Origin of the sequence: Vibrio taketomensis (assembly GCF_009938165.1) — a bacterium.
Classification (GTDB): Bacteria; Pseudomonadota; Gammaproteobacteria; order Enterobacterales; family Vibrionaceae; genus Vibrio; species Vibrio taketomensis.
In genome coordinates this window covers 251,590-277,966 of record NZ_AP019649.1, presented here as the reverse complement: position 1 = coordinate 277,966, position 26,377 = coordinate 251,590, and the positions used below count along the sequence as shown (strand labels likewise).

Genomic DNA, 26,377 nt, shown 5'->3' with positions numbered 1-26,377 from the left:
CTTACGAGCGTTTCGGCTAGTCTTTAATCTTTATGCGTAATGACGTTGCGTTACTTTACTGTTTAAAGCGGCTTTCTCTTCTTGATTGAACCACTGTAATTTCTCAGCCAGCGCGACCACCTCACCAACCACGATAAGCGATGGTGACTCAGCGTCTTGCGCTAACGTTGCCAGCTCTGAGAGCTCGCCTTTAAATACTTTTTGGCAGCTTTGTGTACCGCGCTCGATGATGGCGATAGGTGTTGAAGCTTTTCGCCCATGGCTAACCAATTGCTGCTGAATGTATTCTGATTTCATTAGCCCCATATAAATCACCAGGGTTTGATTCCCCCGAGCCAATGTCGACCAGTCCATATCGTCACTTTCAGCTTTAAGGTGCCCGGTAATAAACATTGCGGTTTGCGCATAGTCACGGTGAGTTAGTGGAATACCGGCATAAGCGGTGGCGCCTGCGGCAGCGGTAATACCGGGAATGACTTGAAAACGCACTCCTGCTTCAGCGAGTACTTCCAGCTCTTCGCCACCACGACCAAACACAAATGGATCGCCGCCTTTAATGCGCACAACCTTGTGACCTTGCTTGGCAAACTCGACCAGTAATTGATTAGTTTTTTCTTGAGGAACGCTGTGATGACCGGCGCGCTTGCCAACACAAACTAAAATGGTGCTATCAGGGATTAAGGCGATAATGTCATCTGAAACAAGATAGTCATACAGCACCACATCGGCTTGCTGAATAAAATTTAGAGCTTTTACGGTGAGCAGCTCTGCATCGCCAGGCCCCGCGCCAACCAGCGCGACTTCGCCAGCTCGCAGTTGACTTGTTGTCTTGAAACTGGGGCGATGTGTTTTGTTTTGTATCGTACGTAAGTAACTCAGGGGAAACTGAGACACTTTATCCTTGCTCGCCATATGATCATTCCTTCCGTGTGAATGAGAGCATTATGGCCTTGTATACATATTACCTGAAATTCTAAAATTTCATTTTTATATCAATAACTGATAAGAAAACAAGCAAATGCTGTACAACAATGCGCCGGCAATGAAAACTTGATGTATCAAACTCACATCGTTAGTGGTACCAGTCACAATTTGGGATGCGATGAAATTATTGTTACACGCATTTTTGTTACATTACTCGAGTTAACCTAACGCTATCGGAGCTAAACAAATGAAAGTAGCAGTGAAACCATTAACTCTCGCTGTACTCGGCGGCATGCTAACCATGGCAGGCCCAGCAATGGCAGATACCATTAAACTACGTATCATCGAAACCACTGACATTCACACTAACGTGATGGATTACGACTACTACAAAGACAGTCCATCACAAAAAATTGGTCTGTCTCGCACTGCTACTTTGGTTAAACAAGCTCGTGCTGAAGTTGAAAACAGCGTTCTAGTCGATAACGGTGACTTAATCCAAGGTAGTCCAATGGGTGATTACATGGCGGATAAAGGTATTGAAGTTGGTGAGGTTCACCCAGTTTACAAAGCGATGAACCAGCTTGATTACGATGTCGGTAACATTGGTAACCACGAGTTTAACTACGGCCTAGAATTCCTTGCTGAAACACTAAACGACGCAGAATTCCCATACATCAGTGCTAACGTTTACGACGCAAAAACGGGTAAACACTACTTCAAGCCATACATTATCAAAACACACACCTTTAAAGATGCAGACGGCGCTGAGCAGCAAATCAAAGTGGGTTACATCGGCTTTGTTCCACCACAAATCATGGTATGGGACAAAAAGAACCTAGAAGGCAAAGTATTCGCTAAAGACATCAAAGAAACAGCACAAGAACTTGTTCCGCAAATGAAGGCGGAAGGTGCTGATGTGATCGTCGCTATCCCACACTCAGGTGTATCAATGGATCCACACAAGTTGGGCGCTGAAAACTCAACTTACTACCTATCAGAAGTAGAAGGTATCGATGCAATTGCATTTGGTCACTCACACTCTGTATTCCCTGGTAAAGGCTTCGATAACTTACCAGGTGTTGATAACCAAAACGGTACAATCAACGGTGTAGCGGCAGTAATGCCTGGCCGATGGGGCGATCACGTTGGTGTTATCGATCTAGTACTTGAGCAAAAAGAAGGCAAATGGGAAGTAACTTCAGGTAAAACCGAAGCTCGCCCTATCTACGATAATGCAAACAAAAAAGCACTCGTTGAAGCAGACAAGGGCATCGTAAAAGCGCTTGAAGCAGACCATAAAGGCACGCGTGAGTTTGTAAACCAACCTATTGGTCAATCAAACGATGTGATGTACAGCTTCCTAGCACTGGTACAGGACGATCCAACAGTACAAATCGTCAACCTAGCACAAAAAGACTACGTTGAACGCTTTATTCAAGGCGACCCAGATCTTGCTGACATTCCAGTACTATCCGCTGCAGCACCATTTAAAGCGGGCGGTCGTAAAGATGACCCATCAGGCTTTACCGAAGTAGAATCTGGTCAGCTAACCTTCCGTAACGCAGCCGACCTATATCTATACCCAAACACACTTGTTGCACTGAAAATGACTGGCAACGAGGTAAAAGAGTGGCTTGAGTGTGCAGTTGGTCAATTTAACCAAATCGACGTAAATAGCACCGCACCACAATCACTGATTAACTGGGATGGTTTCCGTACTTACAACTTCGATGTTATCGATGGCGTTAACTACCAAGTGGATATCACTCAACCGGCAAAATACGACGGTGAATGTAAGCTAATTAACCCAGAGTCAACGCGTATCCAAAATCTGACTTACCAAGGTAAGCCAATCGATTTGAAACAAGAGTTCATCGTCGCAACCAACAACTACCGTGCGTACAGCAACAAGTTCCCAGGCACGGGTAGCGATCACGTTGCGTTTGATTCGCCAGATGAAAACCGTTCAGTGGTTGCTTCTTACATTTCTCGTGTAAGTAAAGAGAAAGGCGAAGTAACTCCAAGTGCCGACAACAACTGGACGTTTGCACCAATCAAAGCTGACAAAACCTTGGATATTCGCTTTGAAACGTCACCAAGCGACAAAGCCACTCAGTTCATTAAAGACAAAGGTCAGTACCCAATGAAACAAGTGGCGACTGATGATGTTGGCTTTGCGGTTTACCAAATTGACCTACAAAAGTAACCTCTTGCCCTGATCGATACCGAGGAAATAAGGAGTCACTTAGCCAACTTCTAGTTACCAAGGTATAGATGTTAATATCAAGCCGCTATCGTTTTAGCGGCTTTTTTATTGAGGAAAGAAATATGCAAACTCGATTTCGTCACTATCTACTCGAACAGGGCTTTGTCGAGCATGAAGTAACGACGCTCACTTCACTGGCGAAACCTCTAGAGTTGCCGACTCGGCATATTTTAATGGAGCAAGGAGCAATCACAGACAGTTTTTACTTTGTACTGGATGGTCTTTGCCATGCTAGCTACCTTACTGAACAAGGAAGAGAATTCAGCAAAGAGTTTTACTGGGAATTCGATTGGATCATTGGCTTTGAAAGTCTTATAAAACAACAACCTTCAGCATTTCTGCTCGAAACATTAACCCCTTGCGAGCTAATGTGCCTGCCGATTGAAACCTTAAAACAATGGCGAGATTCCCATCATCCAATTTATCTCAAGTTGGTCGAAACCCAGTTGATGTTCAAAGAAAACAAAGAACGCTTTATGTTGCTTTATAGCCCTGAGCAACGCTACCAACTATTTTGTGAAAACTTTCCCGATCTTGAACAAAGATTGAGTGACTACCAAATTGCTGCCTATCTGGGGATTACGCCAGTCAGTTTAAGTCGAATAAAAAATCGCTCAATGGAATAACAAATGTTAATGCTCACCGTTAAGAAACTTGCTAACTTAACCGTTAATTTATTTTGCGCATAATTTGATATATCCACATGATAACTTGGAAGTTAATCCCTTTTTCTCAATTGACTAATATCGAGCTTTACCAACTACTTAGACTGCGAGTTGATGTGTTTGTCGTTGAACAAACGTGTCCTTATCCTGAGCTGGATTGTAAAGATACGCTTGAAGGTGTATTTCACTTACTCGGTTATCAAGATGACCAGCTCGTCGCTTGTTCACGCCTGTTACCAAAAGGCACTAGCTATCCTTCTGTCAGTATTGGACGAGTAGCAACATTGCAAAGTGCGCGCGGCAACGGCCTTGGACATGCTCTGCTCAAACAAGCCGTTATTGAATGCCAAAAACTTTGGCCCAATGAGAGCATTGAGATTGGCGCCCAACAGCACCTCACTAATTTTTATCAGCAGCATGGCTTTACACAAACTTCAGAAATGTACTTAGAAGATGGTATTCCTCATGTCGATATGCTGCGAGAGGTTGACTAATGAATTGGTCACCAGTGACATTCGCTATCATCTTGCTCGTCGCTGGAAATTTGGCCGCTTCACTCTCTGATGTAGCGGTAAAGCTACTTGAAGGAGGCATCAATTCATTTCAGTATGTATTTTTGCGCCAGTTGCTATCGGTCGTACTGATCATGCCATTGTGGCTAAAACAAACTAAAGCCAAACGCAGTCTAACCGCTCCTGGTTTAATTGCGATACGAGCTCTATTAATCATGATTGGCAGTGGTTGCATGATGGTAGCAATTACTCACTTACCACTTGCGACTGCTAACGCCGTTTTTTACGCTGCGCCTCTAATTATGCTACCGCTATCAGTCTGGATTCTCAAAGAAATCCCACCTATTGCCAAAGTGGTGGCGACGATGATTGGTTTTATTGGAGTATTGATGGTATTGCGCCCCTCTCAATTTCATTGGGCCGCTTGGTTTGCATTAGGTACCGCAATGACACTGGCAATATTTAATATTCTGGCGCGCAAACTACCATCTGAGCAAAGCGTGGTGAGTACCCTGTTTTGGACCTCACTGATGACACTGCCCCTATCAGGAATATTGGCAGCAATGTATTGGCAACCAGTAAATAGTGAGCAGTTACTACTAGTTGCGATCAGTGCTAGCCTGATTCTTACCTACAATGGCTTAGCTGTACTTGCTTATCGCAAAGTGCCAGCAGGACAGATAGCATTAGCTGAGTATTCGGGATTGGTATTTGTAGTGGTAATCGGAATTTGGGGATTTGATGAAATCCCAGACCATTTAACTGCACTAGGTATCGCTATGATCATATTGCCACTGCTCCCATACAAGGAACTGTTGCAGCGGCAAAGAAAAACCAACTGAGCTCATTATTTGCTTTGTGCAAAACCACCGTTTGAAAGACGGAAAAACATCACCGACTTCGACGCTTTCTCTAACTGCAGCACATCAAGTGCTCCCTCAGGGGTGACTTTAAAACGCACCAATTGACCCGCTTTGATATGGCTAAGCGGTTTGTCACTGCTTTCTACTCTAACTAATGCGTTAAGATCGGACATAGGTAGATTGTTGGTTCGAAACACCTGAGCAAGCGTATCTCCAGATTTCACGGTATATTCTTGCCATTGTTCAGTTTTAACCGTTGGCGCAACCACTTCACCTTGCTCACTTAAGCTTTGCGTATTGACGGCTACCGGGACACGCTGTGACACTATTTCAGCTTGCTCTGGTGTTCCCTCAGGAAATGGTATCAATATCAATACCAGTACTATAGGAACTAATACCATCAAAGCACGCTGGTGAATCTTGGGCAATTGCCCCCAACGACTCAACAAAGCTTGTTTTGCACTTTGCCAATCGACAGCTTCAAGCTTATCCTTGGCTAATTGAATGTAATCGACTTTCTGTGGCTTTTTCTTGCGGCGATTCATTGCAACCCATCTCCAAACTACCCAGCGATTAGTATAAAAACCTTGTGCCAACGAGTATAGATAATTCCTTCTTTGAAAGTTATGCCCCTGTCAAATCTCACACTTTGAGCGAAAAAGTAAGACTTACTTCTCACTCTGCTTGTGCAAATGCAAACTGGTTGAGTCGACGTTTCATCCTAACTCTAATACTGGTATCCTTTAGCGCTTAATACACCCATACGAGAGAGACACCATGTCTGAAGTAAAATTTGAAACTGTAGAGCAAAAAGCAAGCTACGGTATTGGTCTACAAATGGGTCAGCAACTAGCTGGTTCTGGTATTGAAGGTCTAAACGTTGACGCTATCGCTGCCGGTATCGCAACTGCGCTAACTGGTGATATGCCAGCAATCGAAATCAACGAGATCAACGAAGCTCTACAAGAGCTACACATGCGCGCAGAAAACGCACGTCAAGAAGCAGCAAAAGCTGCTGCTGCTGACGGCGAAGCGTTTCTAAAAGACAACGCACTACGCCCAGAAGTAAACGTTCTTGAATCTGGCCTACAGTACGAAATCATTACTGAAGGTACCGGTGAAATCCCAACTTCTGACAAATCAGTACGTGTACACTACCACGGTGAACTAACTGACGGCACAGTATTTGACAGCTCAGTGTCTCGCGGTCAACCAGCTGAATTCCCTGTAACTGGTGTAATCAAAGGTTGGGTTGAAGCACTACAACTAATGCCTGTTGGCTCGAAGTGGAAACTATATATCCCTCAGGACCTAGCATACGGTGAGCGCGGTGCAGGTGCAGCGATTCCTCCATTCGCAGCACTAGTGTTCGAAGTAGAACTGCTAGACATCCTATAATCGAGTTAAAACTTAGTTATCGAAAAAGCGACGCACCAGCGTCGCTTTTTACTAAAATTAAGCATCAGCGTTCTCAAAGGAAATTACAATGAAAAACTACAATTGCTACTCTGATGCTTTTAGCGCTTACTTCAAACTGTTATGCAGGATCTTGGCTTGATTCGGTTATGAGTAAAGATGACCAGAGTGCGATTAGCAACGTAGCCACTGACACTGGGCTCATCGCTAACCATAGTCTGCCAGTCACTGACTTGCTGACCAATCAACTTGGAGTATCAACTGAACAAGCGGTTAGTGGCACTGGCGCTCTGTTTGGACTAGCACAACAACAACTTTCATCGGCCGACTTATCCGAGCTTGAGTCTTTGATCCCTTGGTCATCAAACTTGCCTAATGTTCAAGGCGTGCTTGGCAACATAGAGAACATGCAAACAGTAAAAACCGCATTTGAAAGCATGGGACTTGATCCGCAAATGGTGAACAAATTTGTTCCTGTAATCCTAGATTACTTAAAACAAAGCGGAGCGAGTGAAGGCCTACTAGGCACGCTAGGTGAGATTTGGAAAAGCTAGTGATTCGCAAGCTTTAATAGATACAAAAAAGCCGAGCTAATGCTCGGCTTTTTCGTTCTTTCGAACCTGATTACTCAGCAGCAGTTTCAGCAGCTGGGCGATCTACAAGCTCAATGTAAGCCATTGGAGCTTTGTCACCAGCACGGAAGCCAGCTTTTAGGATACGAGTGTAACCGCCCTGACGAGCAGCAAAACGTGGACCTAGTTCGTTAAACAGTTTTGCAACTACTTCGTTATCACGAGTGCGTGCAAATGCAAGACGACGGTTAGCAACACTGTCAGTCTTAGCTAGTGTAATCAAAGGCTCAACTACGCGACGTAGCTCTTTTGCTTTAGGCAATGTAGTCTTGATAACTTCATGACGTACTAAAGAGCTAGCCATATTGCTGAACATCGCTTTACGATGTGAGCTGTTGCGGTTGAGTTGACGACCACTCTTACGATGGCGCATGACCTAATCCTTCTAACTAGTATCGATTAATCTTCAGCGATAGACGCTGGTGGCCAGTTTTCTAGACGCATGCCCAGAGATAGACCACGTGATGCAAGTACGTCTTTAATCTCAGTAAGAGATTTTTTACCAAGGTTAGGCGTTTTAAGTAGCTCAACCTCAGTACGCTGTACAAGATCACCGATGTAGTGAATCGCTTCTGCTTTCAGACAGTTAGCAGAGCGAACTGTTAGTTCAAGATCGTCTACAGGACGCAGTAGGATCGGATCGAATTCTGGCTTCTCTTCCTTCTCCTCAGGTACACGTACATCACGTAGATCTACGAACGCATCTAGTTGCTCAGCTAGGATAGTAGCTGCGCGACGGATTGCTTCCTCAGGATCAAGAGTACCGTTCGTTTCCATGTCGATTACAAGCTTGTCTAGGTCAGTACGTTGCTCTACACGAGCCGCGTCAACAGAGTAAGCAATCTTGTCTACTGGGCTGTATGTAGCATCAACCAGTAGGCGACCAATAGGGCGCTCATCTTCTTCAGTATGGATACGAGCAGAAGCAGGAACATAACCGCGACCACGTTCTACTTTAATACGCATAGCGATTTCAGCATTGTCATCTGTTAGGTGACAAATAACGTGTTCTGGGTTAACGATCTCTACATCACCATCATGGGTGATGTCACCTGCAACCACAGGGCCCGAGCCTGATTTGTTCAGCGTAATAAACACTTCATCTTTGCCTTCGGCAACGCGTACAGCAAGACCTTTAAGGTTAAGTAGGATTTCAAGAATATCTTCTTGAACGCCTTCTTTCGTGCTGTATTCGTGTAGAACGCCTTCAATCTCAACTTCTGTTACAGCACAACCTGGCATAGAAGATAGAAGAATACGGCGAAGTGCATTACCAAGAGTATGGCCGAAACCACGCTCTAACGGCTCAAGAGTTACTTTTGCGTGAGTCGTGCTGATTTGTTCGATGTCAACAAGACGTGGCTTAAGAAATTCTGTTACAGAACCCTGCATTGTGTCCTCTCTTTAGTTTAAACCTTACTTAGAGTAAAGCTCGACGATCAATTGTTCGTTGATGTCAGCTGATAGATCAGAACGTTCAGGCATACGCTTGAATGTACCTTCCATCTTACCGCCATCTACTTCAATCCAAGTTGGTTTTTCGCGTTGTTCAGCAACTTCTAGAGCCGCTTTAATGCGAGACTGCTGTTTAGCTTTCTCACGAATAGATACAACGTCGTTAGCCGCTACTTTGAAAGAAGGAACGTTTACAACTTTACCGTTTACTAGGATAGCTTTGTGGCTAACTAGCTGACGAGATTCAGCGCGAGTTGCACCAAAGCCCATACGGTAAACTACGTTATCAAGACGACCTTCAAGAAGTTGCAGTAGGTTTTCACCAGTGTTGCCTTTTAGGCGAGCAGCTTCTTTGTAGTAGTTACGGAATTGTTTTTCTAGAACGCCGTACATACGACGAACTTTTTGCTTCTCACGAAGCTGAACGCCATACTCAGATAGACGACCGCGACGAGCGCCGTGTACACCTGGTGCGTTATCAATTTTACACTTGGTATCGATCGCGCGAACACCAGACTTAAGGAATAAGTCAGTGCCTTCACGACGGCTAAGCTTCAGCTTAGGACCCAAATATCTTGCCATGATCTTTCTCCAATAATCTAAAAAACGTTAAACGCGACGTTTCTTAGGTGGACGACAACCGTTATGAGGGATTGGTGTAGCATCAACGATGTTTGTGATGCGGAAACCAGCTGCGTTCAGTGCGCGAACAGTAGATTCACGACCTGGACCAGGACCCTTAACCATAACTTCCAAGTTCTTAAGACCGTACTCTTTAGCCATTTCAGCACAACGTTCTGCAGCAACCTGTGCAGCGAACGGAGTAGACTTACGAGAACCACGGAAGCCTGAACCACCTGCAGTAGCCCAAGCTAGAGCATTACCTTGACGGTCAGTGATGGTTACGATTGTGTTGTTGAAAGAAGCATGGATGTGCGCAACACCGTCTGCAACTTGTTTGCGAACGCGTTTACGCGCGCGAGTTGGTTGTTTAGCCATTGTACTCTACCTTCCCGATTATTTCTTGATCGGCTTACGCGGACCCTTACGGGTGCGAGCGTTGGTTTTAGTACGCTGTCCACGTAGTGGTAGACTGCGACGATGACGAAGACCACGGTAACAGCCAAGGTCCATAAGACGCTTGATGTTCATAGATACTTCACGACGTAGATCACCTTCTACAGTGTACTTAGCTACACCATCACGCAGTTGATCGATCTGTTCATCAGATAGTTCACTGATCTTAACATCTTCAGCAATACCCACTTCAGCTAGGATAGCTTTTGAGCGAGTCTTACCGATGCCGTAGATTGACGTTAGTGCAATCACAGCGTGTTTTTGATCAGGAATGTTAATGCCTGCTATACGGGCCATTATTCACTCCATAGTGTTTCTTAAAAGAATTAGCCGCAGCAAAGCCCGTTTCGGATACGCTGCGGAGTACTACTTCTTTTGCACGCAAAAGGTAGGCCGAGGAATATACTCGACACTACCTTACATTTCAAGTAAAAATTTCTGCTGATTAGCCTTGGCGCTGCTTGTGCTTTGGCTCACTGCAAATCACGCGAACAACACCGTTACGCTTGATTACTTTACAGTTACGGCAGATTTTTTTAACGGAAGCACGAACTTTCATTGCTAAACTCCGTAAATGAAATCTGAGTCTACCGCCGAATTAACGGCCATAGCCTTTCAGATTTGCTTTCTTCAACACAGAATCATACTGTTGAGACATCAGATGAGTCTGTACCTGTGCCATAAAATCCATGATAACAACAACTACGATTAGTAGTGATGTACCGCCGAAGTAGAAACGTACGTTCCACGCGACCATCATGAACTCTGGGATCAGACAGATAAAGGTAATGTACATCGCACCAGCAAGGGTTAAACGGGTCATTACTTTATCAATGTATTTGGCTGTCTGCTCGCCTGGGCGGATGCCGGGTACGAATGCACCAGACTTCTTCAAGTTATCTGCTGTTTCACGCGGGTTGAATACCAACGCCGTGTAGAAGAAACAGAAGAAGATAATCGCTGCTGCATAAAGCATTACATACAGAGGTTGACCTGGGCTAAGAGCCAAAGACACGTCAGTTAACCAACCGAACGCGCTGCTCTCACCGTTCTGACCAAACCACTGAGCCAGTGTTCCTGGGAACAGGATAATGCTTGATGCGAAGATTGCTGGAATAACACCTGCCATATTAATTTTAAGTGGCAAGTGAGTGCTTTGCGCAGCAAATACTTTACGACCTTGTTGACGCTTCGCGTAGTTTACAACGATACGACGTTGACCACGCTCCATGAAAACAACAAAGTAAATTACCGCAAAAGCTAGTACACCAATCAACAGCAGAAGAAGTACATGCAGTTCACCTTGACGCGCTTGCTCGATTGTTTGACCGATTGCCGAAGGCAATCCAGCAACAATACCTGCAAAAATCAGCAATGAGATACCATTACCGATTCCTCGCTCTGTAATTTGTTCACCTAACCACATTAGGAACATGGTGCCGGTTACTAAACTTACGGTAGCAATTAGCGTAAACATGGTTTGGTTGATAACAACCAGATTATCGACCATGTTTGGTAGGCCAGTTGCAATACCAATAGCTTGGAATGTTGCAAGTACAAGCGTGCCGTAGCGCGTATATTGGCTGATCTTACGACGGCCTGCTTCACCCTCTTTCTTGAGTTCAGCTAACGCTGGATGAACTACGGTTAGCAGTTGGACAACAATTGACGCCGAAATATACGGCATGATGCCCAATGCTAAAATAGATGCACGCTCAAGAGCACCACCGGAGAACATGTTAAACATTTCAACGATGGTACCTTTTTGCTGTTCGAACAAATCGGCAAGTACAGCTGCGTCAATACCAGGGATTGGCACGAAAGAACCTGCACGGAATACCAAAAGTGCACCTAATACAAATAATAGGCGCGATTTTAACTCCGCCAATCCATTCTTCGCACTACTAAAATCTTGTCCTGGTTTTTTAGCCATCTGTACCTTTCCTTCGAAGATTATTCTTCTACTTTACCGCCTGCAGCTTCGATAGCAGCTTTAGCGCCTTTAGTCACACGTAGACCTTTAACAGTCACTGACTTGCTGATTTCACCAGAAAGAACAACTTTAACGAATTCGATGTTCTTAGTGATGATGTTAGCAGCTTTCAGGCTGTTTAGATCAACTACGTCACCTTCAACTTTCGCTAGCTCAGCTAGACGAACTTCAGCAGACACTAGGCTCTTACGAGAAGTGAAGCCGAATTTAGGTAGACGTTGTTTTAGAGGCATTTGACCGCCTTCAAAACCTGGACGTACTTTACCGCCAGAGCGTGACTTTTGACCTTTATGGCCACGGCCACCAGTTTTACCTAGGCCAGAACCAATACCACGGCCTACACGCTTAGGAGCGTGTTTAGAACCAGCAGCTGGTGCAAGAGTATTCAAACGCATTCTGATTACTCCTCAACTTTAACCATGTAGTAAACCTTGTTGATCATACCGCGAACGCACGGAGTATCTTCAAGTTCTACTGTGTGGTTGATTTTACGAAGACCTAGACCACGCAAAGTAGCTTTGTGCTTTGGTAGGCGGCCAATTGAGCTTTTAGTTTGAGTTACTTTAATAGTTGCCATGGTGTTCTTACTCCGAAATAGATTCAACAGTTAGACCACGTTTAGCAGCAACCATTTCTGGTGACTTAACGCTACCTAGTGCATCGATCGTTGCACGAACGATGTTGATAGGGTTCGTTGAACCGTATGCTTTAGATAGTACGTTATGTACGCCAGCAACTTCTAGTACTGCACGCATCGCACCACCTGCGATAACACCAGTACCTTCTGCAGCAGGCTGCATGTAAACTTTAGAGCCCGAGTGGCGACCTTTCACTGGGTGGTGAAGAGTGCCTTCGTTTAGCGCAACAGTAATCATGTTACGACGCGCTTTTTCCATTGCTTTTTGGATCGCTGCAGGTACTTCACGAGCTTTGCCGTAACCGAAACCTACACGACCGTTACCGTCACCAACTACAGTTAGTGCAGTAAAGCTCATGATTCGACCACCTTTAACCGTTTTAGAAACGCGGTTAACTGCGATTAGCTTTTCTTGCAAATCATTCGCTTGAACTTGTTGTTCTTTAGCCATCTTCCAACCCTACCTTAGAATTTCAGACCAGCTTCGCGAGCAGATTCTGCTAGCGCCGCTACTCGACCGTGGTATTGGAAACCAGAACGATCGAATGCAACAGCTGTTACGCCTTTTTCAAGAGCGCGTTCAGCAACAGCTTTACCTACTGCTTGAGCTGCTTCGATGTTACCAGTGTATTTCACTTGCTCACGGATCGCTTTTTCTACAGTAGATGCTGCAGCGATAACTTCAGAGCCGTTAGCCGCAATCACCTGTGCGTACACGTGACGAGGAGTACGGTGTACTACTAGGCGAGTTGCACCCAGTTCTGCAATCTTACGACGTGCACGTGTAGCACGACGGATGCGAGATGCTTTCTTATCCATAGTGTTACCTTACTTCTTCTTAGCTTCTTTAGTACGCACATTTTCATCTGCGTAACGAACACCTTTACCTTTGTAAGGCTCAGGTTGACGGTAAGAACGAATGTCAGCCGCAACTTGACCAACTACTTGCTTGTCGCAACCAGTTAGTACGATTTCAGTTTGGCTTGGACACTCAGCTGTTACACCCGCTGGCAACTCGTGCTCAACTGGGTGAGAGAAGCCTAGTGTTAGACCTACAGCGTTGCCTTTAATAGCAGCACGGTAACCAACACCTTTAAGAGTTAGCTTCTTCGTAAAGCCTTCAGTCACACCGATAACCATGTTGTTAACTAGTGCACGAGCAGTACCTGCTTGTGCCCATGCGTTTACAACACCTTCTTTAGGACCGAAAGTAAGGTTGTTTTCTTCCTGAGCGATCACTACTGCGTCGTTAAGTACGCGAGATAGCTCGCCCTTAGCGCCTTTGATAGTGATCTCTTGGCCGTTTAGTTTCACCTCTACGCCAGCTGGAATAGCGACAGGTGCTTTAGCAACACGAGACATAGTCTACTCCTTACGCAACGTAACAGATGATTTCACCACCAAGACCTGCTTTACGAGCAGCGCGGTCTGACATTAGACCCTTGGAAGTAGAAACGATAGCAACACCTAGGCCACCCATTACAGAAGGAAGTTGATCTTTCTTCTTGTAAACACGTAGACCTGGACGAGAAACACGCTTTAGTTGCTCGATTACTGGTTTAGCTTGGAAGTACTTAAGAGTAACTTCTAGCTCAGGTTTTGCTCCGCCTTCAACAGCGAAGTCAACGATGTAACCTTCAGCTTTAAGTAGTGCAGCGATTGCAACTTTAAGCTTTGAAGAAGGCATTTTAACAGCAACTTTGTTTGCTGCCTGACCGTTACGAACGCGGGTCAGCATATCCGAAATCGGATCTTGCATGCTCATATGATTTACTCCAAATGATTAAGTGGCAATTACCAGCTAGCCTTACGAAGTCCAGGAATCTCGCCTTTCATGCAAGCTTCGCGAACTTTAATACGGCTTAGACCGAACTTACGTAGGAAACCGTGTGGGCGACCAGTTTGGTTGCAACGGTTGCGCTGACGACATGCACTTGAATCACGTGGAAGAGCTTGCAGTTTAAGAACTGCGTTCCAACGATCTTCTTCAGATGCGTTTACATCGCTAATGATAGCTTTAAGCGCAGCACGCTTTTCAGCGAACTTAGCTACTAGCTTCGCACGTTTTGCTTCACGTGCTTTCATCGAATTTTTAGCCATAACAGTAACCCTTCACCTTACTTACGGAATGGGAAGTTAAAGGCAGCCAGCAGAGCACGGCCTTCCTCATCAGTGCCAGCAGACGTCGTGATAGTGATATCAAGACCGCGCACTCGATCAACTTTATCAAAGTCGATTTCCGGGAAGATGATTTGCTCGCGAACGCCCATGCTGTAGTTACCGCGTCCGTCAAAAGACTTAGCGCTAACACCACGGAAGTCACGTACACGTGGAAGAGCGATCGAAATTAGACGCTCAAGAAAATCCCACATACGTTCGCCACGCAAGGTTACTTTACAACCGATAGGGTAGCCTTCACGGATTTTGAAACCTGCAACAGATTTACGAGCTTTAGTGATAAGTGGCTTTTGACCAGAGATCGTTGCCATATCAGCAGCTGCGTTTTCTAGCAGTTTCTTATCGTTGATTGCTTCACCTACACCCATGTTTAGGGTGATCTTTTCGATTCTAGGGACTTGCATGACGCTTGAGTAGCTGAACTCTTTGGTCAGTTCAGCAACTACAGACGACTTGTAGTAATCATGCAGTTTCGCCATAGTAGAACTCCAAATTACTTTCTATTAGTTAGAAACAGTTTCGCCGTTAGACTTGAAGAAACGAACTTTCTTACCGTCTTCGATGCGGAAACCGATACGGTCTGCTTTACCAGTAGCTGCGTTGAAGATTGCAACGTTAGATACATCAATAGCTGCTTCTTGCTCTACGATACCGCCTTGGATACCTAGTGCAGGAACAGGTTTTTGGTGTTTCTTAACTAGATTGATACCTTCTACGATAACTTTACCAGTTGCCAGAACCTTAGTTACTTTACCTTTCTTGCCTTGGTCTTTACCAGCAAGAACGATTACTTCGTCGTTACGACGGATTTTAGCTGCCATCTCTTAGCGCTCCTTACAGAACTTCTGGAGCCAGTGAAACGATCTTCATGAACTTATCGCCACGAAGCTCACGTGTCACAGGGCCAAAGATACGTGTACCGATTGGTTGCTCAGTGTTGTCGTTCAACAATACGCAAGCATTACGGTCGAAGCGAATGACAGAACCGTCAGGGCGACGAACGCCTTTACGGGTGCGCACAACTACCGCCTTCAGAACATCACCTTTTTTAACTTTACCGCGAGGAATTGCTTCCTTCACAGTAACTTTGATGACGTCACCGATATTTGCATAACGGCGGTGTGAGCCACCCAGGACCTTAATACACATTACCTTGCGCGCGCCTGAGTTATCAGCTGCGTCAAGTGTACTTTGCATTTGGATCATTGTTAGTGCTCCGCTAAATATTAATAACTAGACCCATCACGGGTCGGGCTGCCTCTTTAAAAGGGACGCGAATTGTACCACCCTTTTTTGTGATTGGGTAGTCAAAAAATAAACGGCCCCAAAAAATTTTTTGGGGCCGTTTTGTTTCTTCGAATTGGCTAAAAATTAACCTTTAGCTTTTTCTAGAACTTTTACCAAAGTCCAAGACTTAGTCTTAGACAGTGGACGACACTCAGCGATTTCAACTGTGTCGCCTAGGCCACACTCGTTGTTCTCGTCATGTGCGTGTACTTTAGTCGTGCGTTTAACGAACTTACCGTAAATTGGGTGTTTTACGAAACGTTCGATTGCAACAACGATAGACTTGTCCATCTTGTCGCTAACAACACGGCCTTGTTGAGTACGTTTTACTTCGCTCATTATGCGCCTGCCTTCTCAGTCAAAACAGTTTTCACACGTGCGATATCACGGCGTACAGCTTTCAGAGTATGAGTTTGCTGTAGTTGACCAGTTGCAGCTTGCATGCGCAAGTTGAACTGTTCACGTAGCAAATTCAATAGCTCAGCGTTAAGCTCTTCAACGCTCTTTTCGCGTAGATCTTGTGCTTTCATCACATCACCTGCTTAATTACAAATGTAGTCTTGAATGGCAGTTTACGTGCCGCTAGGCGGAACGCTTCACGCGCCAATTCTTCAGGTACACCACCCATTTCGTACATAACCTTACCAGGTTGGATTTGGGCTACCCAGTACTCAACGTTACCTTTACCCTTACCTTGACGAACTTCAAGTGGTTTTTCTGTGATTGGTTTGTCTGGGAACACACGGATCCAGATTTTACCTTGACGCTTAACGTGACGTGTCATTGCACGACGTGCCGCTTCAATTTGACGAGCAGTTAGACGACCACGGCCAACAGCTTTAAGACCGAATTCGCCGAAGCTTACATCAGTACCTTTAGCTAGACCACGGTTACGACCTGTGTGAACCTTACGGAACTTAGTACGTTTAGGTTGTAGCATCTGTCGACTCCTTACTTACGGCCTTTGCGCTGCTTCTTAGGCTTATCAGCCTTAGGCTCTACAGCGTTAGCTGCTGGCATACCGCCTAGAATCTCACCTTTGAAGATCCAAACTTTAATGCCGATCACACCGTATTGAGTGTGAGCCGAAGAAGTTGCGTAATCAATGTCAGCACGTAGAGTGTGTAGAGGCACACGACCTTCACGGTACCACTCAGAACGTGCGATTTCAGCGCCGCCTAGACGGCCACTTACTTCCACTTTGATGCCTTTAGCGCCTAGACGCATAGCGTTTTGTACCGCGCGCTTCATAGCACGACGGAACATAACACGACGCTCTAGCTGAGACGCGATGCTGTCACCAACAAGCTGTGCATCAAGCTCAGGCTTGCGTACTTCAGCGATGTTAATTTGAGCTGGTACACCTGCAATTTTAGCTACAGCTGCACGTAGTTTCTCAACGTCTTCACCTTTCTTACCGATTACTACGCCTGGACGAGCAGTGTGAATAGTCACACGGATGCTCTTAGCAGGACGCTCGATAACGATGCGTGATAGTGACGCTTTTGCTAGTTCCTTAGTTAGGAACTGACGTACCTTGAAGTCGCCGTCTAGGTTGTCAGCGAAATCTTTGGTATTAGCAAACCATGTAGCATTCCAAGGCTTAACGATGCCAAGACGAATACCATTTGGATGTACTTTTTGACCCATTGCTTACTCTCCTAGTCTCTTAGCGATCTGCTACAACAACAGTGATGTGGCTTGAACGCTTCAAGATACGATCCGCACGACCTTTAGCACGAGGCATAATACGCTTCATTACTGGGCCTTCATCTACGAAGATTTTAGCGACATTTAGATCGTCGATATCTGCACCTTCGTTGTGCTCCGCGTTCGCGATAGCTGATTCAAGAACTTTCTTGATTAGTTCAGCAGCTTTTTTGTTGCTGAAAGTCAAGATTTCTAGAGCTTGATCAACTGATTTACCACGAATTTGATCTGCAACTAAGCGAGCTTTCTGAGGCGAAATGCGAGCAAAGTTATGTTTAGCTAATGCTTCCATCATTTACTCCTTAACGCTTCTTAGCTTTCTTATCCGCAGCGTGACCGCGGTAAGTACGAGTTGGTGCGAATTCACCCAGTTTGTGACCGATCATTTCTTCGGTTACGAAAACTGGTACGTGCTGACGACCATTATGGACAGCGATGGTCAAACCGATCATCGTAGGGATGATCATTGAGCGACGGGACCAAGTCTTAAGTGGCTTTTTGTCTCCGCTTTCCACCGCTTTCTCTACCTTCTTCAGCAAGTGTAGGTCAATAAATGGACCTTTCTTGAGAGAACGTGGCATGGCGATTCCTCTTTATATAGATTACTTGTTACGACGACGTACGATGTACTTGTCAGTGCGTTTGTTCTTACGAGTCTTGAAGCCTTTAGTTGGCATACCCCATGGTGATACTGGGTGACGACCGCCTGATGTACGACCTTCACCACCACCGTGTGGGTGGTCAACCGGGTTCATTACCACACCGCGAACGGTAGGGCGAACACCACGCCAGCGCTTAGCACCAGCTTTGCCTAATTCACGTAGCATGTGCTCAGAGTTGCCTACTTCACCGATTGTTGCACGGCCTTCAGACAATACTTTGCGCATTTCGCCAGAACGTAGACGGATAGTTACATATGAACCGTCGCGAGCAACGATTTGAGCATATGCACCAGCCGAACGAGCTAGCTGACCACCTTTACCAGGTTTAAGTTCAACGTTGTGTACAGTTGAACCTACTGGGATGTTACGCATTGGAAGTGCGTTACCAGCTTTGATTGGTGCATCAACACCAGACTGGATTGCATCACCAGCTTTTAGACCTTTAGGTGCTAGGATGTAACGACGCTCACCGTCTGCGTACAGAACTAGAGCGATATTCGCGCTACGGTTTGGATCGTATTCTAGACGCTCAACTTTCGCTGGGATACCGTCTTTAGTACGTTTAAAGTCAACTAGACGGTAGTGGTGTTTATGACCACCGCCGATGTGACGTACTGTGATACGACCGTTGTTGTTACGACCACCGTTCTTAGAGTTTTTCTCTAGAAGAGGTGCGTAAGGCTTACCCTTGTGTAGGTCAGCGTTAACAACTTTAACTACGTGACGACGACCAGCCGAAGTCGGCTTACATTTAACAATAGCCATTTCTCAACTACTCCTGTTATTCCGCGCCGCCAACGAAGTCAAGATCTTGACCTTCTTTCAAAGTAACGTACGCTTTCTTCACGTCTGAACGACGGCCTTGGCGTAGACCTTGACGTTTGGTCTTACCCTTAGTGATAAGAGTATTTACAGACTTAACTTCAACTTCAAATAGCTTTTCTACAGCTGCTTTGATCTCTTTCTTAGTTGCATCTTTAGCTACTTTGAAAACGATAGTGTTCGCTTTCTCTGCAGCCATAGTTGCTTTTTCAGAGATGTGCGGTGCACGTAGAACTTTTAGGATACGCTCTTCAGTGATCATGCTAGCATCTCCTCAACTTGCTTAACTGCGTCAGCAGTCATTAGAACCTTGTCGAATGCGATTAGAGAAACTGGATCGATACCAGCTGCATCACGTGCATCAACTTTGTATAGGTTACGAGCAGCTAAGAATAGGTTCTCGTCTACTTCGCCAGTTACGATTAGTACATCGTTTAGCTCAAGCTCTTTCAGCTTAGCAACTAGCTCTTTAGTTTTTGGCGCTTCTACAGAGAAGTTATCAACAACGATTAGACGCTCTTGACGAACTAGCTCAGAAAGAATGCTCTTCATAGCACCACGGTACATTTTTTTGTTTACTTTTTGGCTGTGATCTTGTGGCTTCGCAGCAAAAGTAACACCACCTGTACGCCAGATTGGGCTACGGATTGTACCAGCACGTGCACGGCCAGTACCTTTTTGACGCCATGGCTTAGCGCCACCGCCAGAAACTTCTGAACGTGTTTTTTGAGCACGTGTACCTTGACGAGCACCTGCTGCAAACGCAACAACTACTTGGTGTACAAGAGCTTCGTTAAACTCACGTCCGAAAGTAGTTTCAGAAACAGTCAGTGCATCAGCACCTTTAACCATAAGTTCCATTACTTACTCCTGAGACGTTATGCTTTAATAGCTGGTTTAACGATCACGTTACCGCCAGTTGCGCCTGGGACTGCACCTTTAATAAGAAGCAGATTGCGCTCAGCGTCAACACGTACGATCTCTAGGTTTTGAGTCGTTACACGCTCAGCACCCATGTGACCTGCCATTTTCTTGCCTTTGAACACGCGACCTGGAGTTTGACATTGGCCAATTGAACCCGGAGCACGGTGAGACAATGAGTTACCGTGAGTCATATCTTGAGAGCGGAAGTTCCAACGCTTGATAGCGCCTTGGAAGCCTTTACCCTTAGATGTACCAGTAACGTCTACTTTCTTAGTTTCGTTGAATAGTTCAACAGTTAGTTCAGCACCAACTTCGAACGATTCACCGTTTTCCAAACGGAATTCCCAAAGACCACGACCAGCTTCAACACCTGCTTTAGCAAAGTGACCAGCTTCTGGTTTAGAAACGCGGTTAGCTTTCTTAGAACCTGCAGTAACTTGGATTGCGTTGTAACCGTCAGTCTCAAGAGATTTAACTTGAGTTACACGGTTCGCTTCAACCTCAACAACAGTTACAGGAATAGAAACGCCTTCTTCAGTAAATACGCGGGTCATGCCCACTTTACGACCGATTAGACCAATCATTCTTCTAATCTCCCTTAACCTAGGCTAATTTGAACGTCAACGCCAGCAGCTAGGTCTAGACGCATCAGTGCATCAACAGTTTTGTCTGTTGGTTCAACGATGTCGATTAGACGTTTGTGAGTACGGATTTCGTACTGATCACGAGCATCTTTGTTAACGTGTGGAGAGATAAGAACTGTGAAACGCTCTTTACGAGTAGGTAGTGGGATTGGACCACGAACCTGTGCGCCAGTGCGCTTAGCCGTTTCAACGATTTCCGCAGTAGAAGCGTCGATTAGTTTGTAATCGAATGCTTTTAGGCGGATACGGATACGTTGGTTCTGCATGAGACAGAGCTCCAATTAGTAAAAATTACACAAACAATATCGCCACTCAAACTCGTCAAGACGAGAGAATGCCGATTGATTTATGTGAAACCGTAGCATCCAAGATTAGGACGCATTGTCAGTTAATTTTCGATTAACTATCCCTACATGCCAGAGTCACCTCTGGGGATAGTTTTTCCGAAGAAAAGATAGCTAATTGTATTAACCGCGAACATAAGCTGAGTCTACATTACCTGACTTAAAGTCAGCTCCTCGCTGCTCATTGGTTCACAACTGGCTTAACCAGTGCGACGCATTATACAGATCACAATTTTATGTGCAAGGGTTGGTTGGAAAATAATCTTGAAAGCTTGAACGAATGGGAATGTATGCTTTGTTTCGCTTTGAAAACGCGAATGATATAGCCTTCACTATAAACACAGCCCATATAAAAAGGGAGATGCGCCATCTAAGCAACACCTCCCTTCATTAAGCAAAACTCAATGTGAGTTTTTCTTTCTCATTGTTCGTATCTCGAAGATTTACAGACTACGCTGACGTACGGCTTCGAACAAACAAATACCTGATGCAACTGATACATTTAGGCTTGAAACCGTACCAGCCATCGGGATCTTGATTAAGTCATCACAGGTTTCACGCGTTAGACGACGCATACCATCACCTTCAGCACCCATTACGATCGCTAATTTACCCGTCAGTTTAGCTTGATAGATATCGTGCGTTGCTTCACCCGCGGTACCCACAAACCAAACGCCCTGCTCTTGCAAAGAACGCATAGTACGAGCTAGGTTAGTCACGCGAATTAGCGGCACAATTTCAGCGGCGCCACACGCCACTTTACTTACTGTTGCTGTCATTGGTGCAGAGCGGTCTTTTGGTACAATAACCGCCGCCACACCAGCGGCATCAGCGTTACGTAGGCAAGCGCCTAAGTTATGTGGGTCAGTCACGCCATCCAACACTAACAATAATGGTTGCTCGTGCTTCGCTAGAATGTCATCAAGGTCGTTCTCGTTAAGCTGCTTAGCAGGCTTAACACGTGCGATGATACCTTGGTGGTTTGCACCTTGCGCTTTGTCATCCAGCGTCTTACGCACCATTTGTTGAATCGACACGCCACAACGTTGCAGCTCGTTCAAAATTGGTAGCAGACGGTCATCTTGACGACCTTTTAGTACATACGCTTCAATAAAACGCTCTGGTTCACGGTCCAACACAGCTTTCACTGCGTGGATACCGTAAAGAAATTCGTTACTCATTATCTAAACCTGTTATTCGCTCGTTGCGCGCTTAGTTTTCTTTGGTTTGCTATGCGGCTTTTTCTTACGCGCCTTTTTCACCTTTGGCTTTTTCTCTTCAGCCTTAACATCTTTTTTGCGCTCTTTACGTTCTGGACGCTTAGTTGGCTCGATGTCTGGTGTCGCTTTACGCCCTGCGCGGCTTCCTGTCGCGGTACGTTTTTTTTCTTTGGCTTTCTTTTGCGCTTCTGCCGCACGCTTCTTAGTCGTTTTTCCTTTGCCGCGTACTTTACGACTTGTTTCGACTAATTCAAAGTCAATTTGCTTATCGTTCAAGTTGACCGATAGCACTTTTACTTTTACCGCATCACCAAGACGGTAGATAGCACCAAAGCTCTCGCCGATAAGTCTTTGACCAATCGGGTCAAATTGATAGTAATCATTTGCCAGTGATGAAATGTGCACTAAACCATCGATATGCAGTTCAGTTAAGCGCACAAAGAAGCCAAAACTGGTCACGTTGGCAATCACACCATCCAACTCTTCACCAACATGGTCTTGCATGTATTCACATTTGAGCCAATCAGCTACTTCACGGGTTGCATCATCCGCTCGACGTTCAGTCATCGAACATTGCTCACCGTAAAAGTCCATATCATCAAATGAGTAATGATAGCCACCGGTTGGTGTCCAACGGTCTTGGTTACGCCCCTCTTCTTTGGCAATCAGGTATTTGATTGCACGGTGCAGCAATAAGTCTGGGTAGCGACGAATTGGCGAAGTAAAATGGGCATAACGTTTTAGCGCCAAACCAAAGTGACCGCAGTTATCTGCGTTGTACACCGCTTGCTTCATTGAGCGTAGCAGCATGGTTTGAATCAGTTCTTTATCTTGGCGCTCTGCGATTTGGCGCACCAACTCCGCATAGTCAGTCGGCGACGGTTCTAAACCACCACCAAGATTCAGACCTAGTTCACCTAGAAAATCACGGAAACCTTGTAGACGTAGTTCACCCGGAGTTTCATGAATACGGAATAGCGCTGGCTCTTTCGCTTTCTCAACCAAGGATGCCGAAGCGATGTTAGCCAAAATCATACATTCTTCGATGATCTTGTGTGCGTCGTTACGGATCACAGGTTCAATGCGGTCAATCTTACGCTCAGCATTAAAGATGAACTTGGTTTCAACCGTTTCAAACTCAATCGCACCACGCATATCACGTGCTTCTTTAAGCACTTTGTACATCTTGTGCAATTCTTCAAGATGGCCAACCAATGGTTGGTAGCGTTCACGCAATTCTTCATCGCCATCTAAAATGGCACCTACTTTGTTGTAGGTCAAACGTGCATGGGAGTTCATCACCGCTTCATAGTGCTTGTAGCTTGATAGCTTGCCGCTAGCCGAGATAGTCATCTCACACACCATACATAGACGGTCAACTTGCGGGTTAAGCGAACATAAGCCGTTCGACAGAACTTCTGGCAGCATCGGTACAACTTGCGATGGGAAGTAAACCGAGTTACCACGGTTAATCGCTTCTTTATCTAACGCTGTCTCTGGGCGAACGTAGTAACTTACGTCAGCAATCGCTACCCACAAACGCCAGCCACCGCCTTTTTTGGCTTCACAGAAAACCGCATCATCAAAGTCACGCGCGTCTTCACCATCAATGGTGACAAGTGGTAATTGACGCAAATCCACACGGCCAACTTTTGCTTCTTCAGGCACTTCCTCGCCCAAGTTGGCAATTTGCTTATCCACCGCTTCTGGCCATTCATGCGGAATTTGGTGAGTGCGAATCGCAATTTGCGTTTCCATACCTGGCGCCATGTTTTCACCTAGGACTTCCACTACCTTACCCATCATGCCACGTGAGCGTGAACCACGATCAGTGATCTCGATAACCACCACATTACCCATGCGAGCACCGGCTTTTTGGTCATTTGGGATCAGAATGTCATGGCTGATGCGAGAATCATCAGCAACCACGTATGAGTAGCCGTATTCCAAGAAGAAACGACCAACGATTTGTGTGTTGCGCTCTTCCAACACTCGCACTAAACGACCTTCTTTTCGGCCTCGCTTAGAGTTGTCTGTTGGTTGTACCAACACAAAATCACCATGAATGATATTTTTCATCTGATGATGTGGCAAAACGATATCATTGTCCTTGCCCGTACTTCCTTCTGGACGTACCCAGCCATGACCGTCTTTATGACCAATCACATAACCCTTCACCATCTCGAGTTTTGCCGGCAAGGCATAACATTGGCGACGGGTGAAAACTAACTGACCATCACGTTCCATCGCACGCAGTCGACGGCGCAAACCTTCATATTGTTCTTCGCCTTCAAGTTGTAGCGCTTCAAACAAATCATTGCGGTTAAGTGGTACTCCAGCCTGTTCTAGAAACTCTAGAATAAACTCACGGCTTGGAATCGGATTTTCATAGTTTTCTGATTCACGATCAGCGAATGGATCGTTATGGATTTGGTCTGACATAAGCAAGCCCAATTAGCAAGGAAGGTATGTGGTCATTATATCTGAGTAACTGCATAACCTACAGCGAAGTCGTTACAAAAAGGTCAAATAGCTGCGCAATTTTCATAACTTAGCAGACTTATTCATCATCTTTAACATTGAGAGATCTAGATCACGTTTAGTTGAAAACAAAAGAGCAAACGTTTGCAAATAAACGGGCTTGTTGCCATATTCTGCGCAAATTTCCTATCTCCCCCTTTATAGGTTTAGTGATAACAATGAAACGCACTTTATTAGCAACAGCAATCGCAAGCTTTGGTCTATTCTCAGCCGCTACCACTGCTGCAGAAAAAGTTGATCTGATGATCACCGACGCGATGGTTCTAACCATGAACCAAGACAAAACCGTTTATGAAAACGGTACTGTCGTAGTGAAAGATAACAAAATCATCGCAGTTGGCGACGAATCACTAGAGAAGCAATACAAAGCTGATAAAGTGCTCGATGTTGATGGTGACATCGTGATGCCGGGTCTGATTAACACGCATACTCACGTTTCAATGACCGTATTCCGCTCACTAGCGGACGACGTGCCCGATCGCCTACACCGCTACATCTTCCCACTCGAAGCAAAACTGGTTTCTCGTGACATGGTTCGTATCGGTGCCAACCTAGGTAACGTTGAGATGCTAAAAGGTGGCGTAACCACTTACGCAGATATGTACTACTTTGAAGACGAAGTAGCAAAAACCGTTGATAAGATTGGTATGCGTGCCATTCTTGGTGAAACCATCATCAAGTTCCCTGTTGCATCAGCGAAAAACGCAGAAGCGGGTATCGACTACACACTAAACTTCATTGAAGAATACAAAGATCACCCACGTATCACGCCAGCATTCGCACCACATGGTCCATACACCAACACCACTGAGATTCTACAAAAAGTAGCAAAACTGTCACTTGAGAAAGATGTACCAGTGATGATTCACCTTGCGGAATCGGACCGTGAGCAGCAAGTAATCGCAGAACGCTCTAACGGTCTGTCACCAGTGCAATACATGGACAGCATTGGTGCGCTAAACAAAAACTTGGTTGGCGCACACATGATTCTTATCGACGATAAAGATATCGAGCTAGTGAAAAAATCAGATATGGGTGTTGCACACAACATGAGTGCCAACATCAAATCAGCGAAAGGCGTATCACCTGCACTACAAATGTACGATGAAAACGTGCGTATCGGTCTAGGTACTGACGGCCCAATGTCTGGTAACACACTAAGCACGATTGATGAATTTAACCAAGTGGCTAAAGTTCATAAGCTGGTAAACAAAGACCGAGCAGCCATGCCACCACTAAAAGTTATCGATATGGCAACTATGGGTGCGGCGAAAGCACTGCATATGGAAGACAAGATCGGTTCTCTAGAAGTCGGTAAGCTAGCTGACATTATCGTTATCGATACTAAAGCACCAAACATGGTTCCAGTTTACAACCCATACTCTGCGCTCGTGTACTCGGCAAACTCAGCTAACGTTCGCCACTCTATCGTAGACGGTAAACTACTAATGAAAGATCGCGAGATCCTAACCGTAGACGAAGATGAAATCCGTAAAGAAGCACTTGAGTTTACTCAAGTGGTTCGCGATACGGTTATCGCATCAGGTGAAGTGGTTCAATAACCCGCAAATTCCAAACAGTAAAATGCCCAGCAATTGCTGG

39 protein-coding genes are annotated in these 26,377 nt (G+C 45.4%); 7 read left to right on the top strand and 32 right to left on the bottom strand.

Translation table 11 applies throughout. The features are described from left to right. Positions 1-30 precede the first annotated feature (30 nt). A complete protein-coding gene (gene cobA / locus Vt282_RS01370) occupies positions 31-912 on the bottom strand; it encodes a uroporphyrinogen-III C-methyltransferase (RefSeq protein ID WP_162062365.1) in 882 nt (293 codons plus the stop codon). Positions 913-1,171: 259 nt separating this feature from the next. Between cobA and cpdB the strand changes: the two genes are divergently transcribed. The 4 genes from cpdB (at position 1,172) to Vt282_RS01350 (ending at position 5,212) form a co-directional block, all read left to right on the top strand. After that, positions 1,172-3,133, top strand: coding sequence for a 2',3'-cyclic-nucleotide 2'-phosphodiesterase (gene cpdB, locus Vt282_RS01365; protein ID WP_162062364.1), 1,962 nt, complete (start codon positions 1,172-1,174; stop codon positions 3,131-3,133). Positions 3,134-3,255: 122 nt separating this feature from the next. Continuing rightward, positions 3,256-3,819, top strand: a complete 564-nt coding sequence (locus Vt282_RS01360; RefSeq protein WP_162047292.1) for a Crp/Fnr family transcriptional regulator — start codon at positions 3,256-3,258, stop codon at positions 3,817-3,819. 77 nt (positions 3,820-3,896) lie between these two features. Beyond that, a complete protein-coding gene (locus Vt282_RS01355) occupies positions 3,897-4,352 on the top strand; it encodes a GNAT family N-acetyltransferase (RefSeq protein ID WP_162062363.1) in 456 nt (151 codons plus the stop codon). Beyond that, complete coding sequence (locus tag Vt282_RS01350) at positions 4,352-5,212, top strand: DMT family transporter (RefSeq protein ID WP_162062362.1); 861 nt, start codon at positions 4,352-4,354, stop codon at positions 5,210-5,212. Before Vt282_RS01355 ends, Vt282_RS01350 begins: the two co-directional genes overlap by 1 nt. A gap of 5 nt (positions 5,213-5,217) precedes the next feature. Here the strand turns inward: Vt282_RS01350 and Vt282_RS01345 are convergent, their stop codons facing one another. Next, positions 5,218-5,778 carry an OapA family protein gene (locus tag Vt282_RS01345; protein ID WP_162062361.1) on the bottom strand — a complete coding sequence of 187 codons (561 nt, stop codon included), beginning with the start codon at positions 5,776-5,778 and terminating at the stop codon, positions 5,218-5,220. A gap of 232 nt (positions 5,779-6,010) precedes the next feature. Between Vt282_RS01345 and Vt282_RS01340 the strand changes: the two genes are divergently transcribed. Next, positions 6,011-6,631, top strand: a complete 621-nt coding sequence (locus Vt282_RS01340; RefSeq protein ID WP_162047296.1) for an FKBP-type peptidyl-prolyl cis-trans isomerase — start codon at positions 6,011-6,013, stop codon at positions 6,629-6,631. Between the two features lie 167 nt (positions 6,632-6,798). Then, entirely contained in the window at positions 6,799-7,203 is a 405-nt protein-coding gene (locus Vt282_RS01335; RefSeq protein WP_232055084.1) for a DUF2780 domain-containing protein, read from the top strand. Between the two features lie 70 nt (positions 7,204-7,273). On the opposite strand, the gene rplQ is transcribed toward Vt282_RS01335, so the two are convergent. The 30 genes from rplQ to rnr all read right to left on the bottom strand — a co-directional run bounded on the left by rplQ (position 7,274) and on the right by rnr (position 24,676). Beyond that, the gene (gene rplQ, locus Vt282_RS01330; RefSeq protein ID WP_162047298.1) at positions 7,274-7,654 is read right to left on the bottom strand and encodes a 50S ribosomal protein L17; all 381 of its coding nucleotides are present in this window, start codon (positions 7,652-7,654) and stop codon (positions 7,274-7,276) included. A 26-nt stretch (positions 7,655-7,680) separates the two neighbouring features. After that, positions 7,681-8,673, bottom strand: coding sequence for a DNA-directed RNA polymerase subunit alpha (locus Vt282_RS01325; RefSeq protein WP_075651020.1), 993 nt, complete (start codon positions 8,671-8,673; stop codon positions 7,681-7,683). Between the two features lie 24 nt (positions 8,674-8,697). After that, positions 8,698-9,318 (bottom strand): 30S ribosomal protein S4, encoded by a 621-nt coding sequence (gene rpsD, locus Vt282_RS01320; RefSeq protein WP_021708922.1) that lies wholly within the window; start codon positions 9,316-9,318, stop codon positions 8,698-8,700. 27 nt (positions 9,319-9,345) lie between these two features. Continuing rightward, the gene (rpsK, locus tag Vt282_RS01315; protein ID WP_001118870.1) at positions 9,346-9,735 is read right to left on the bottom strand and encodes a 30S ribosomal protein S11; all 390 of its coding nucleotides are present in this window, start codon (positions 9,733-9,735) and stop codon (positions 9,346-9,348) included. A gap of 18 nt (positions 9,736-9,753) precedes the next feature. After that, positions 9,754-10,110, bottom strand: a complete 357-nt coding sequence (gene rpsM, locus Vt282_RS01310; protein ID WP_005597097.1) for a 30S ribosomal protein S13 — start codon at positions 10,108-10,110, stop codon at positions 9,754-9,756. 148 nt (positions 10,111-10,258) lie between these two features. Beyond that, positions 10,259-10,372, bottom strand: coding sequence for a 50S ribosomal protein L36 (gene rpmJ, locus Vt282_RS01305; protein WP_000868186.1), 114 nt, complete (start codon positions 10,370-10,372; stop codon positions 10,259-10,261). A 39-nt stretch (positions 10,373-10,411) separates the two neighbouring features. Then, positions 10,412-11,746 carry a preprotein translocase subunit SecY gene (gene secY, locus Vt282_RS01300; RefSeq protein WP_075651024.1) on the bottom strand — a complete coding sequence of 445 codons (1,335 nt, stop codon included), beginning with the start codon at positions 11,744-11,746 and terminating at the stop codon, positions 10,412-10,414. Between the two features lie 20 nt (positions 11,747-11,766). Beyond that, positions 11,767-12,201: a 50S ribosomal protein L15 gene (rplO, locus tag Vt282_RS01295; protein ID WP_114767354.1), complete on the bottom strand. Its 435-nt coding sequence runs from the start codon at positions 12,199-12,201 to the stop codon at positions 11,767-11,769. Positions 12,202-12,206: 5 nt separating this feature from the next. After that, positions 12,207-12,383, bottom strand: a complete 177-nt coding sequence (gene rpmD / locus Vt282_RS01290) for a 50S ribosomal protein L30 (RefSeq protein WP_000201159.1) — start codon at positions 12,381-12,383, stop codon at positions 12,207-12,209. Positions 12,384-12,390: 7 nt separating this feature from the next. Beyond that, positions 12,391-12,894: a 30S ribosomal protein S5 gene (rpsE, locus tag Vt282_RS01285; protein ID WP_075711292.1), complete on the bottom strand. Its 504-nt coding sequence runs from the start codon at positions 12,892-12,894 to the stop codon at positions 12,391-12,393. A gap of 14 nt (positions 12,895-12,908) precedes the next feature. Then, positions 12,909-13,262, bottom strand: a complete 354-nt coding sequence (gene rplR, locus Vt282_RS01280; RefSeq protein WP_162047299.1) for a 50S ribosomal protein L18 — start codon at positions 13,260-13,262, stop codon at positions 12,909-12,911. A 9-nt stretch (positions 13,263-13,271) separates the two neighbouring features. Continuing rightward, positions 13,272-13,805, bottom strand: a complete 534-nt coding sequence (gene rplF, locus Vt282_RS01275; protein WP_162047300.1) for a 50S ribosomal protein L6 — start codon at positions 13,803-13,805, stop codon at positions 13,272-13,274. Positions 13,806-13,815: 10 nt separating this feature from the next. Further along, complete coding sequence (gene rpsH / locus Vt282_RS01270; RefSeq protein ID WP_162047301.1) at positions 13,816-14,208, bottom strand: 30S ribosomal protein S8; 393 nt, start codon at positions 14,206-14,208, stop codon at positions 13,816-13,818. Positions 14,209-14,237: 29 nt separating this feature from the next. Then, entirely contained in the window at positions 14,238-14,543 is a 306-nt protein-coding gene (gene rpsN / locus Vt282_RS01265; RefSeq protein ID WP_162047302.1) for a 30S ribosomal protein S14, read from the bottom strand. A 17-nt stretch (positions 14,544-14,560) separates the two neighbouring features. Then, complete coding sequence (rplE, locus tag Vt282_RS01260; protein WP_162047303.1) at positions 14,561-15,100, bottom strand: 50S ribosomal protein L5; 540 nt, start codon at positions 15,098-15,100, stop codon at positions 14,561-14,563. Positions 15,101-15,124: 24 nt separating this feature from the next. Further along, complete coding sequence (gene rplX, locus Vt282_RS01255; protein WP_075711286.1) at positions 15,125-15,442, bottom strand: 50S ribosomal protein L24; 318 nt, start codon at positions 15,440-15,442, stop codon at positions 15,125-15,127. Between the two features lie 13 nt (positions 15,443-15,455). Beyond that, positions 15,456-15,827, bottom strand: coding sequence for a 50S ribosomal protein L14 (gene rplN / locus Vt282_RS01250; RefSeq protein ID WP_162047304.1), 372 nt, complete (start codon positions 15,825-15,827; stop codon positions 15,456-15,458). A gap of 165 nt (positions 15,828-15,992) precedes the next feature. Continuing rightward, entirely contained in the window at positions 15,993-16,247 is a 255-nt protein-coding gene (gene rpsQ / locus Vt282_RS01245; protein WP_075651042.1) for a 30S ribosomal protein S17, read from the bottom strand. Continuing rightward, a complete protein-coding gene (gene rpmC, locus Vt282_RS01240; RefSeq protein WP_004410456.1) occupies positions 16,247-16,438 on the bottom strand; it encodes a 50S ribosomal protein L29 in 192 nt (63 codons plus the stop codon). The genes rpsQ and rpmC overlap by 1 nt, the downstream gene beginning before the upstream one ends. After that, complete coding sequence (rplP, locus tag Vt282_RS01235; protein WP_162047305.1) at positions 16,438-16,848, bottom strand: 50S ribosomal protein L16; 411 nt, start codon at positions 16,846-16,848, stop codon at positions 16,438-16,440. The genes rpmC and rplP overlap by 1 nt, the downstream gene beginning before the upstream one ends. Before the next feature lie 11 nt (positions 16,849-16,859). Then, entirely contained in the window at positions 16,860-17,558 is a 699-nt protein-coding gene (gene rpsC, locus Vt282_RS01230; protein WP_162047306.1) for a 30S ribosomal protein S3, read from the bottom strand. A gap of 19 nt (positions 17,559-17,577) precedes the next feature. Continuing rightward, positions 17,578-17,910, bottom strand: coding sequence for a 50S ribosomal protein L22 (rplV, locus tag Vt282_RS01225; protein WP_162047307.1), 333 nt, complete (start codon positions 17,908-17,910; stop codon positions 17,578-17,580). Between the two features lie 10 nt (positions 17,911-17,920). Further along, a complete protein-coding gene (gene rpsS / locus Vt282_RS01220) occupies positions 17,921-18,199 on the bottom strand; it encodes a 30S ribosomal protein S19 (RefSeq protein WP_011078827.1) in 279 nt (92 codons plus the stop codon). A gap of 21 nt (positions 18,200-18,220) precedes the next feature. Next, entirely contained in the window at positions 18,221-19,045 is an 825-nt protein-coding gene (gene rplB, locus Vt282_RS01215) for a 50S ribosomal protein L2 (RefSeq protein ID WP_162047308.1), read from the bottom strand. A gap of 16 nt (positions 19,046-19,061) precedes the next feature. Beyond that, positions 19,062-19,364, bottom strand: coding sequence for a 50S ribosomal protein L23 (gene rplW / locus Vt282_RS01210; RefSeq protein WP_004398471.1), 303 nt, complete (start codon positions 19,362-19,364; stop codon positions 19,062-19,064). Continuing rightward, a complete protein-coding gene (gene rplD / locus Vt282_RS01205; RefSeq protein WP_075651050.1) occupies positions 19,361-19,963 on the bottom strand; it encodes a 50S ribosomal protein L4 in 603 nt (200 codons plus the stop codon). The genes rplW and rplD overlap by 4 nt, the downstream gene beginning before the upstream one ends. Before the next feature lie 17 nt (positions 19,964-19,980). After that, positions 19,981-20,610 carry a 50S ribosomal protein L3 gene (gene rplC / locus Vt282_RS01200; RefSeq protein WP_162047309.1) on the bottom strand — a complete coding sequence of 210 codons (630 nt, stop codon included), beginning with the start codon at positions 20,608-20,610 and terminating at the stop codon, positions 19,981-19,983. 14 nt (positions 20,611-20,624) lie between these two features. Continuing rightward, positions 20,625-20,936: a 30S ribosomal protein S10 gene (gene rpsJ, locus Vt282_RS01195; RefSeq protein ID WP_001181007.1), complete on the bottom strand. Its 312-nt coding sequence runs from the start codon at positions 20,934-20,936 to the stop codon at positions 20,625-20,627. A gap of 521 nt (positions 20,937-21,457) precedes the next feature. Next, the gene (rlmB, locus tag Vt282_RS01190; RefSeq protein ID WP_162047310.1) at positions 21,458-22,195 is read right to left on the bottom strand and encodes a 23S rRNA (guanosine(2251)-2'-O)-methyltransferase RlmB; all 738 of its coding nucleotides are present in this window, start codon (positions 22,193-22,195) and stop codon (positions 21,458-21,460) included. A gap of 12 nt (positions 22,196-22,207) precedes the next feature. After that, positions 22,208-24,676: a ribonuclease R gene (gene rnr / locus Vt282_RS01185; RefSeq protein ID WP_162062360.1), complete on the bottom strand. Its 2,469-nt coding sequence runs from the start codon at positions 24,674-24,676 to the stop codon at positions 22,208-22,210. Between the two features lie 251 nt (positions 24,677-24,927). Between rnr and Vt282_RS01180 the strand changes: the two genes are divergently transcribed. Continuing rightward, positions 24,928-26,337: an amidohydrolase gene (locus tag Vt282_RS01180; RefSeq protein WP_162047617.1), complete on the top strand. Its 1,410-nt coding sequence runs from the start codon at positions 24,928-24,930 to the stop codon at positions 26,335-26,337. Positions 26,338-26,377: the final 40 nt, after the last annotated feature.

Coding starts and splice junctions, on each gene's coding strand:
- rplQ (WP_162047298.1), bottom strand. CDS start 7,654: ATGCGCCATCGTAAGAGTGGTCGTCAACTCAACCGCAACAGCTCACAT.
- rplN (WP_162047304.1), bottom strand. CDS start 15,827: ATGATCCAAATGCAAAGTACACTTGACGCAGCTGATAACTCAGGCGCG.
- Vt282_RS01355 (WP_162062363.1), top strand. CDS start 3,897: ATGATAACTTGGAAGTTAATCCCTTTTTCTCAATTGACTAATATCGAG.
- rpsJ (WP_001181007.1), bottom strand. CDS start 20,936: ATGCAGAACCAACGTATCCGTATCCGCCTAAAAGCATTCGATTACAAA.
- Vt282_RS01325 (WP_075651020.1), bottom strand. CDS start 8,673: ATGCAGGGTTCTGTAACAGAATTTCTTAAGCCACGTCTTGTTGACATC.
- Vt282_RS01360 (WP_162047292.1), top strand. CDS start 3,256: ATGCAAACTCGATTTCGTCACTATCTACTCGAACAGGGCTTTGTCGAG.
- secY (WP_075651024.1), bottom strand. CDS start 11,746: ATGGCTAAAAAACCAGGACAAGATTTTAGTAGTGCGAAGAATGGATTG.
- Vt282_RS01350 (WP_162062362.1), top strand. CDS start 4,352: ATGAATTGGTCACCAGTGACATTCGCTATCATCTTGCTCGTCGCTGGA.
- rplW (WP_004398471.1), bottom strand. CDS start 19,364: ATGATCACTGAAGAGCGTATCCTAAAAGTTCTACGTGCACCGCACATC.
- rplX (WP_075711286.1), bottom strand. CDS start 15,442: ATGGCAGCTAAAATCCGTCGTAACGACGAAGTAATCGTTCTTGCTGGT.
- rpsQ (WP_075651042.1), bottom strand. CDS start 16,247: ATGAGCGAAGTAAAACGTACTCAACAAGGCCGTGTTGTTAGCGACAAG.
- rpsM (WP_005597097.1), bottom strand. CDS start 10,110: ATGGCCCGTATAGCAGGCATTAACATTCCTGATCAAAAACACGCTGTG.
- rpsH (WP_162047301.1), bottom strand. CDS start 14,208: ATGAGCATGCAAGATCCGATTTCGGATATGCTGACCCGCGTTCGTAAC.
- rpsD (WP_021708922.1), bottom strand. CDS start 9,318: ATGGCAAGATATTTGGGTCCTAAGCTGAAGCTTAGCCGTCGTGAAGGC.
- rplF (WP_162047300.1), bottom strand. CDS start 13,805: ATGTCTCGTGTTGCTAAAGCACCTGTCGCTATTCCAGCTGGCGTAGAG.
- rlmB (WP_162047310.1), bottom strand. CDS start 22,195: ATGAGTAACGAATTTCTTTACGGTATCCACGCAGTGAAAGCTGTGTTG.
- rplD (WP_075651050.1), bottom strand. CDS start 19,963: ATGGAACTTATGGTTAAAGGTGCTGATGCACTGACTGTTTCTGAAACT.
- rnr (WP_162062360.1), bottom strand. CDS start 24,676: ATGTCAGACCAAATCCATAACGATCCATTCGCTGATCGTGAATCAGAA.
- Vt282_RS01340 (WP_162047296.1), top strand. CDS start 6,011: ATGTCTGAAGTAAAATTTGAAACTGTAGAGCAAAAAGCAAGCTACGGT.
- Vt282_RS01345 (WP_162062361.1), bottom strand. CDS start 5,778: ATGAATCGCCGCAAGAAAAAGCCACAGAAAGTCGATTACATTCAATTA.
- rpsE (WP_075711292.1), bottom strand. CDS start 12,894: ATGGCTAAAGAACAACAAGTTCAAGCGAATGATTTGCAAGAAAAGCTA.
- Vt282_RS01335 (WP_232055084.1), top strand. CDS start 6,799: ATGAGTAAAGATGACCAGAGTGCGATTAGCAACGTAGCCACTGACACT.
- rpmD (WP_000201159.1), bottom strand. CDS start 12,383: ATGGCAACTATTAAAGTAACTCAAACTAAAAGCTCAATTGGCCGCCTA.
- rpsC (WP_162047306.1), bottom strand. CDS start 17,558: ATGGGTCAAAAAGTACATCCAAATGGTATTCGTCTTGGCATCGTTAAG.
- rpsN (WP_162047302.1), bottom strand. CDS start 14,543: ATGGCTAAAAATTCGATGAAAGCACGTGAAGCAAAACGTGCGAAGCTA.
- rplV (WP_162047307.1), bottom strand. CDS start 17,910: ATGGAAGCATTAGCTAAACATAACTTTGCTCGCATTTCGCCTCAGAAA.
- rpmC (WP_004410456.1), bottom strand. CDS start 16,438: ATGAAAGCACAAGATCTACGCGAAAAGAGCGTTGAAGAGCTTAACGCT.
- cobA (WP_162062365.1), bottom strand. CDS start 912: ATGGCGAGCAAGGATAAAGTGTCTCAGTTTCCCCTGAGTTACTTACGT.
- rplO (WP_114767354.1), bottom strand. CDS start 12,201: ATGCGTTTGAATACTCTTGCACCAGCTGCTGGTTCTAAACACGCTCCT.
- rplE (WP_162047303.1), bottom strand. CDS start 15,100: ATGGCGAAACTGCATGATTACTACAAGTCGTCTGTAGTTGCTGAACTG.
- rplR (WP_162047299.1), bottom strand. CDS start 13,262: ATGGATAAGAAAGCATCTCGCATCCGTCGTGCTACACGTGCACGTCGT.
- rpsK (WP_001118870.1), bottom strand. CDS start 9,735: ATGGCTAAACAACCAACTCGCGCGCGTAAACGCGTTCGCAAACAAGTT.
- rplC (WP_162047309.1), bottom strand. CDS start 20,610: ATGATTGGTCTAATCGGTCGTAAAGTGGGCATGACCCGCGTATTTACT.
- rplB (WP_162047308.1), bottom strand. CDS start 19,045: ATGGCTATTGTTAAATGTAAGCCGACTTCGGCTGGTCGTCGTCACGTA.
- cpdB (WP_162062364.1), top strand. CDS start 1,172: ATGAAAGTAGCAGTGAAACCATTAACTCTCGCTGTACTCGGCGGCATG.
- rplP (WP_162047305.1), bottom strand. CDS start 16,848: ATGCTACAACCTAAACGTACTAAGTTCCGTAAGGTTCACACAGGTCGT.
- rpsS (WP_011078827.1), bottom strand. CDS start 18,199: ATGCCACGTTCTCTCAAGAAAGGTCCATTTATTGACCTACACTTGCTG.
- rpmJ (WP_000868186.1), bottom strand. CDS start 10,372: ATGAAAGTTCGTGCTTCCGTTAAAAAAATCTGCCGTAACTGTAAAGTA.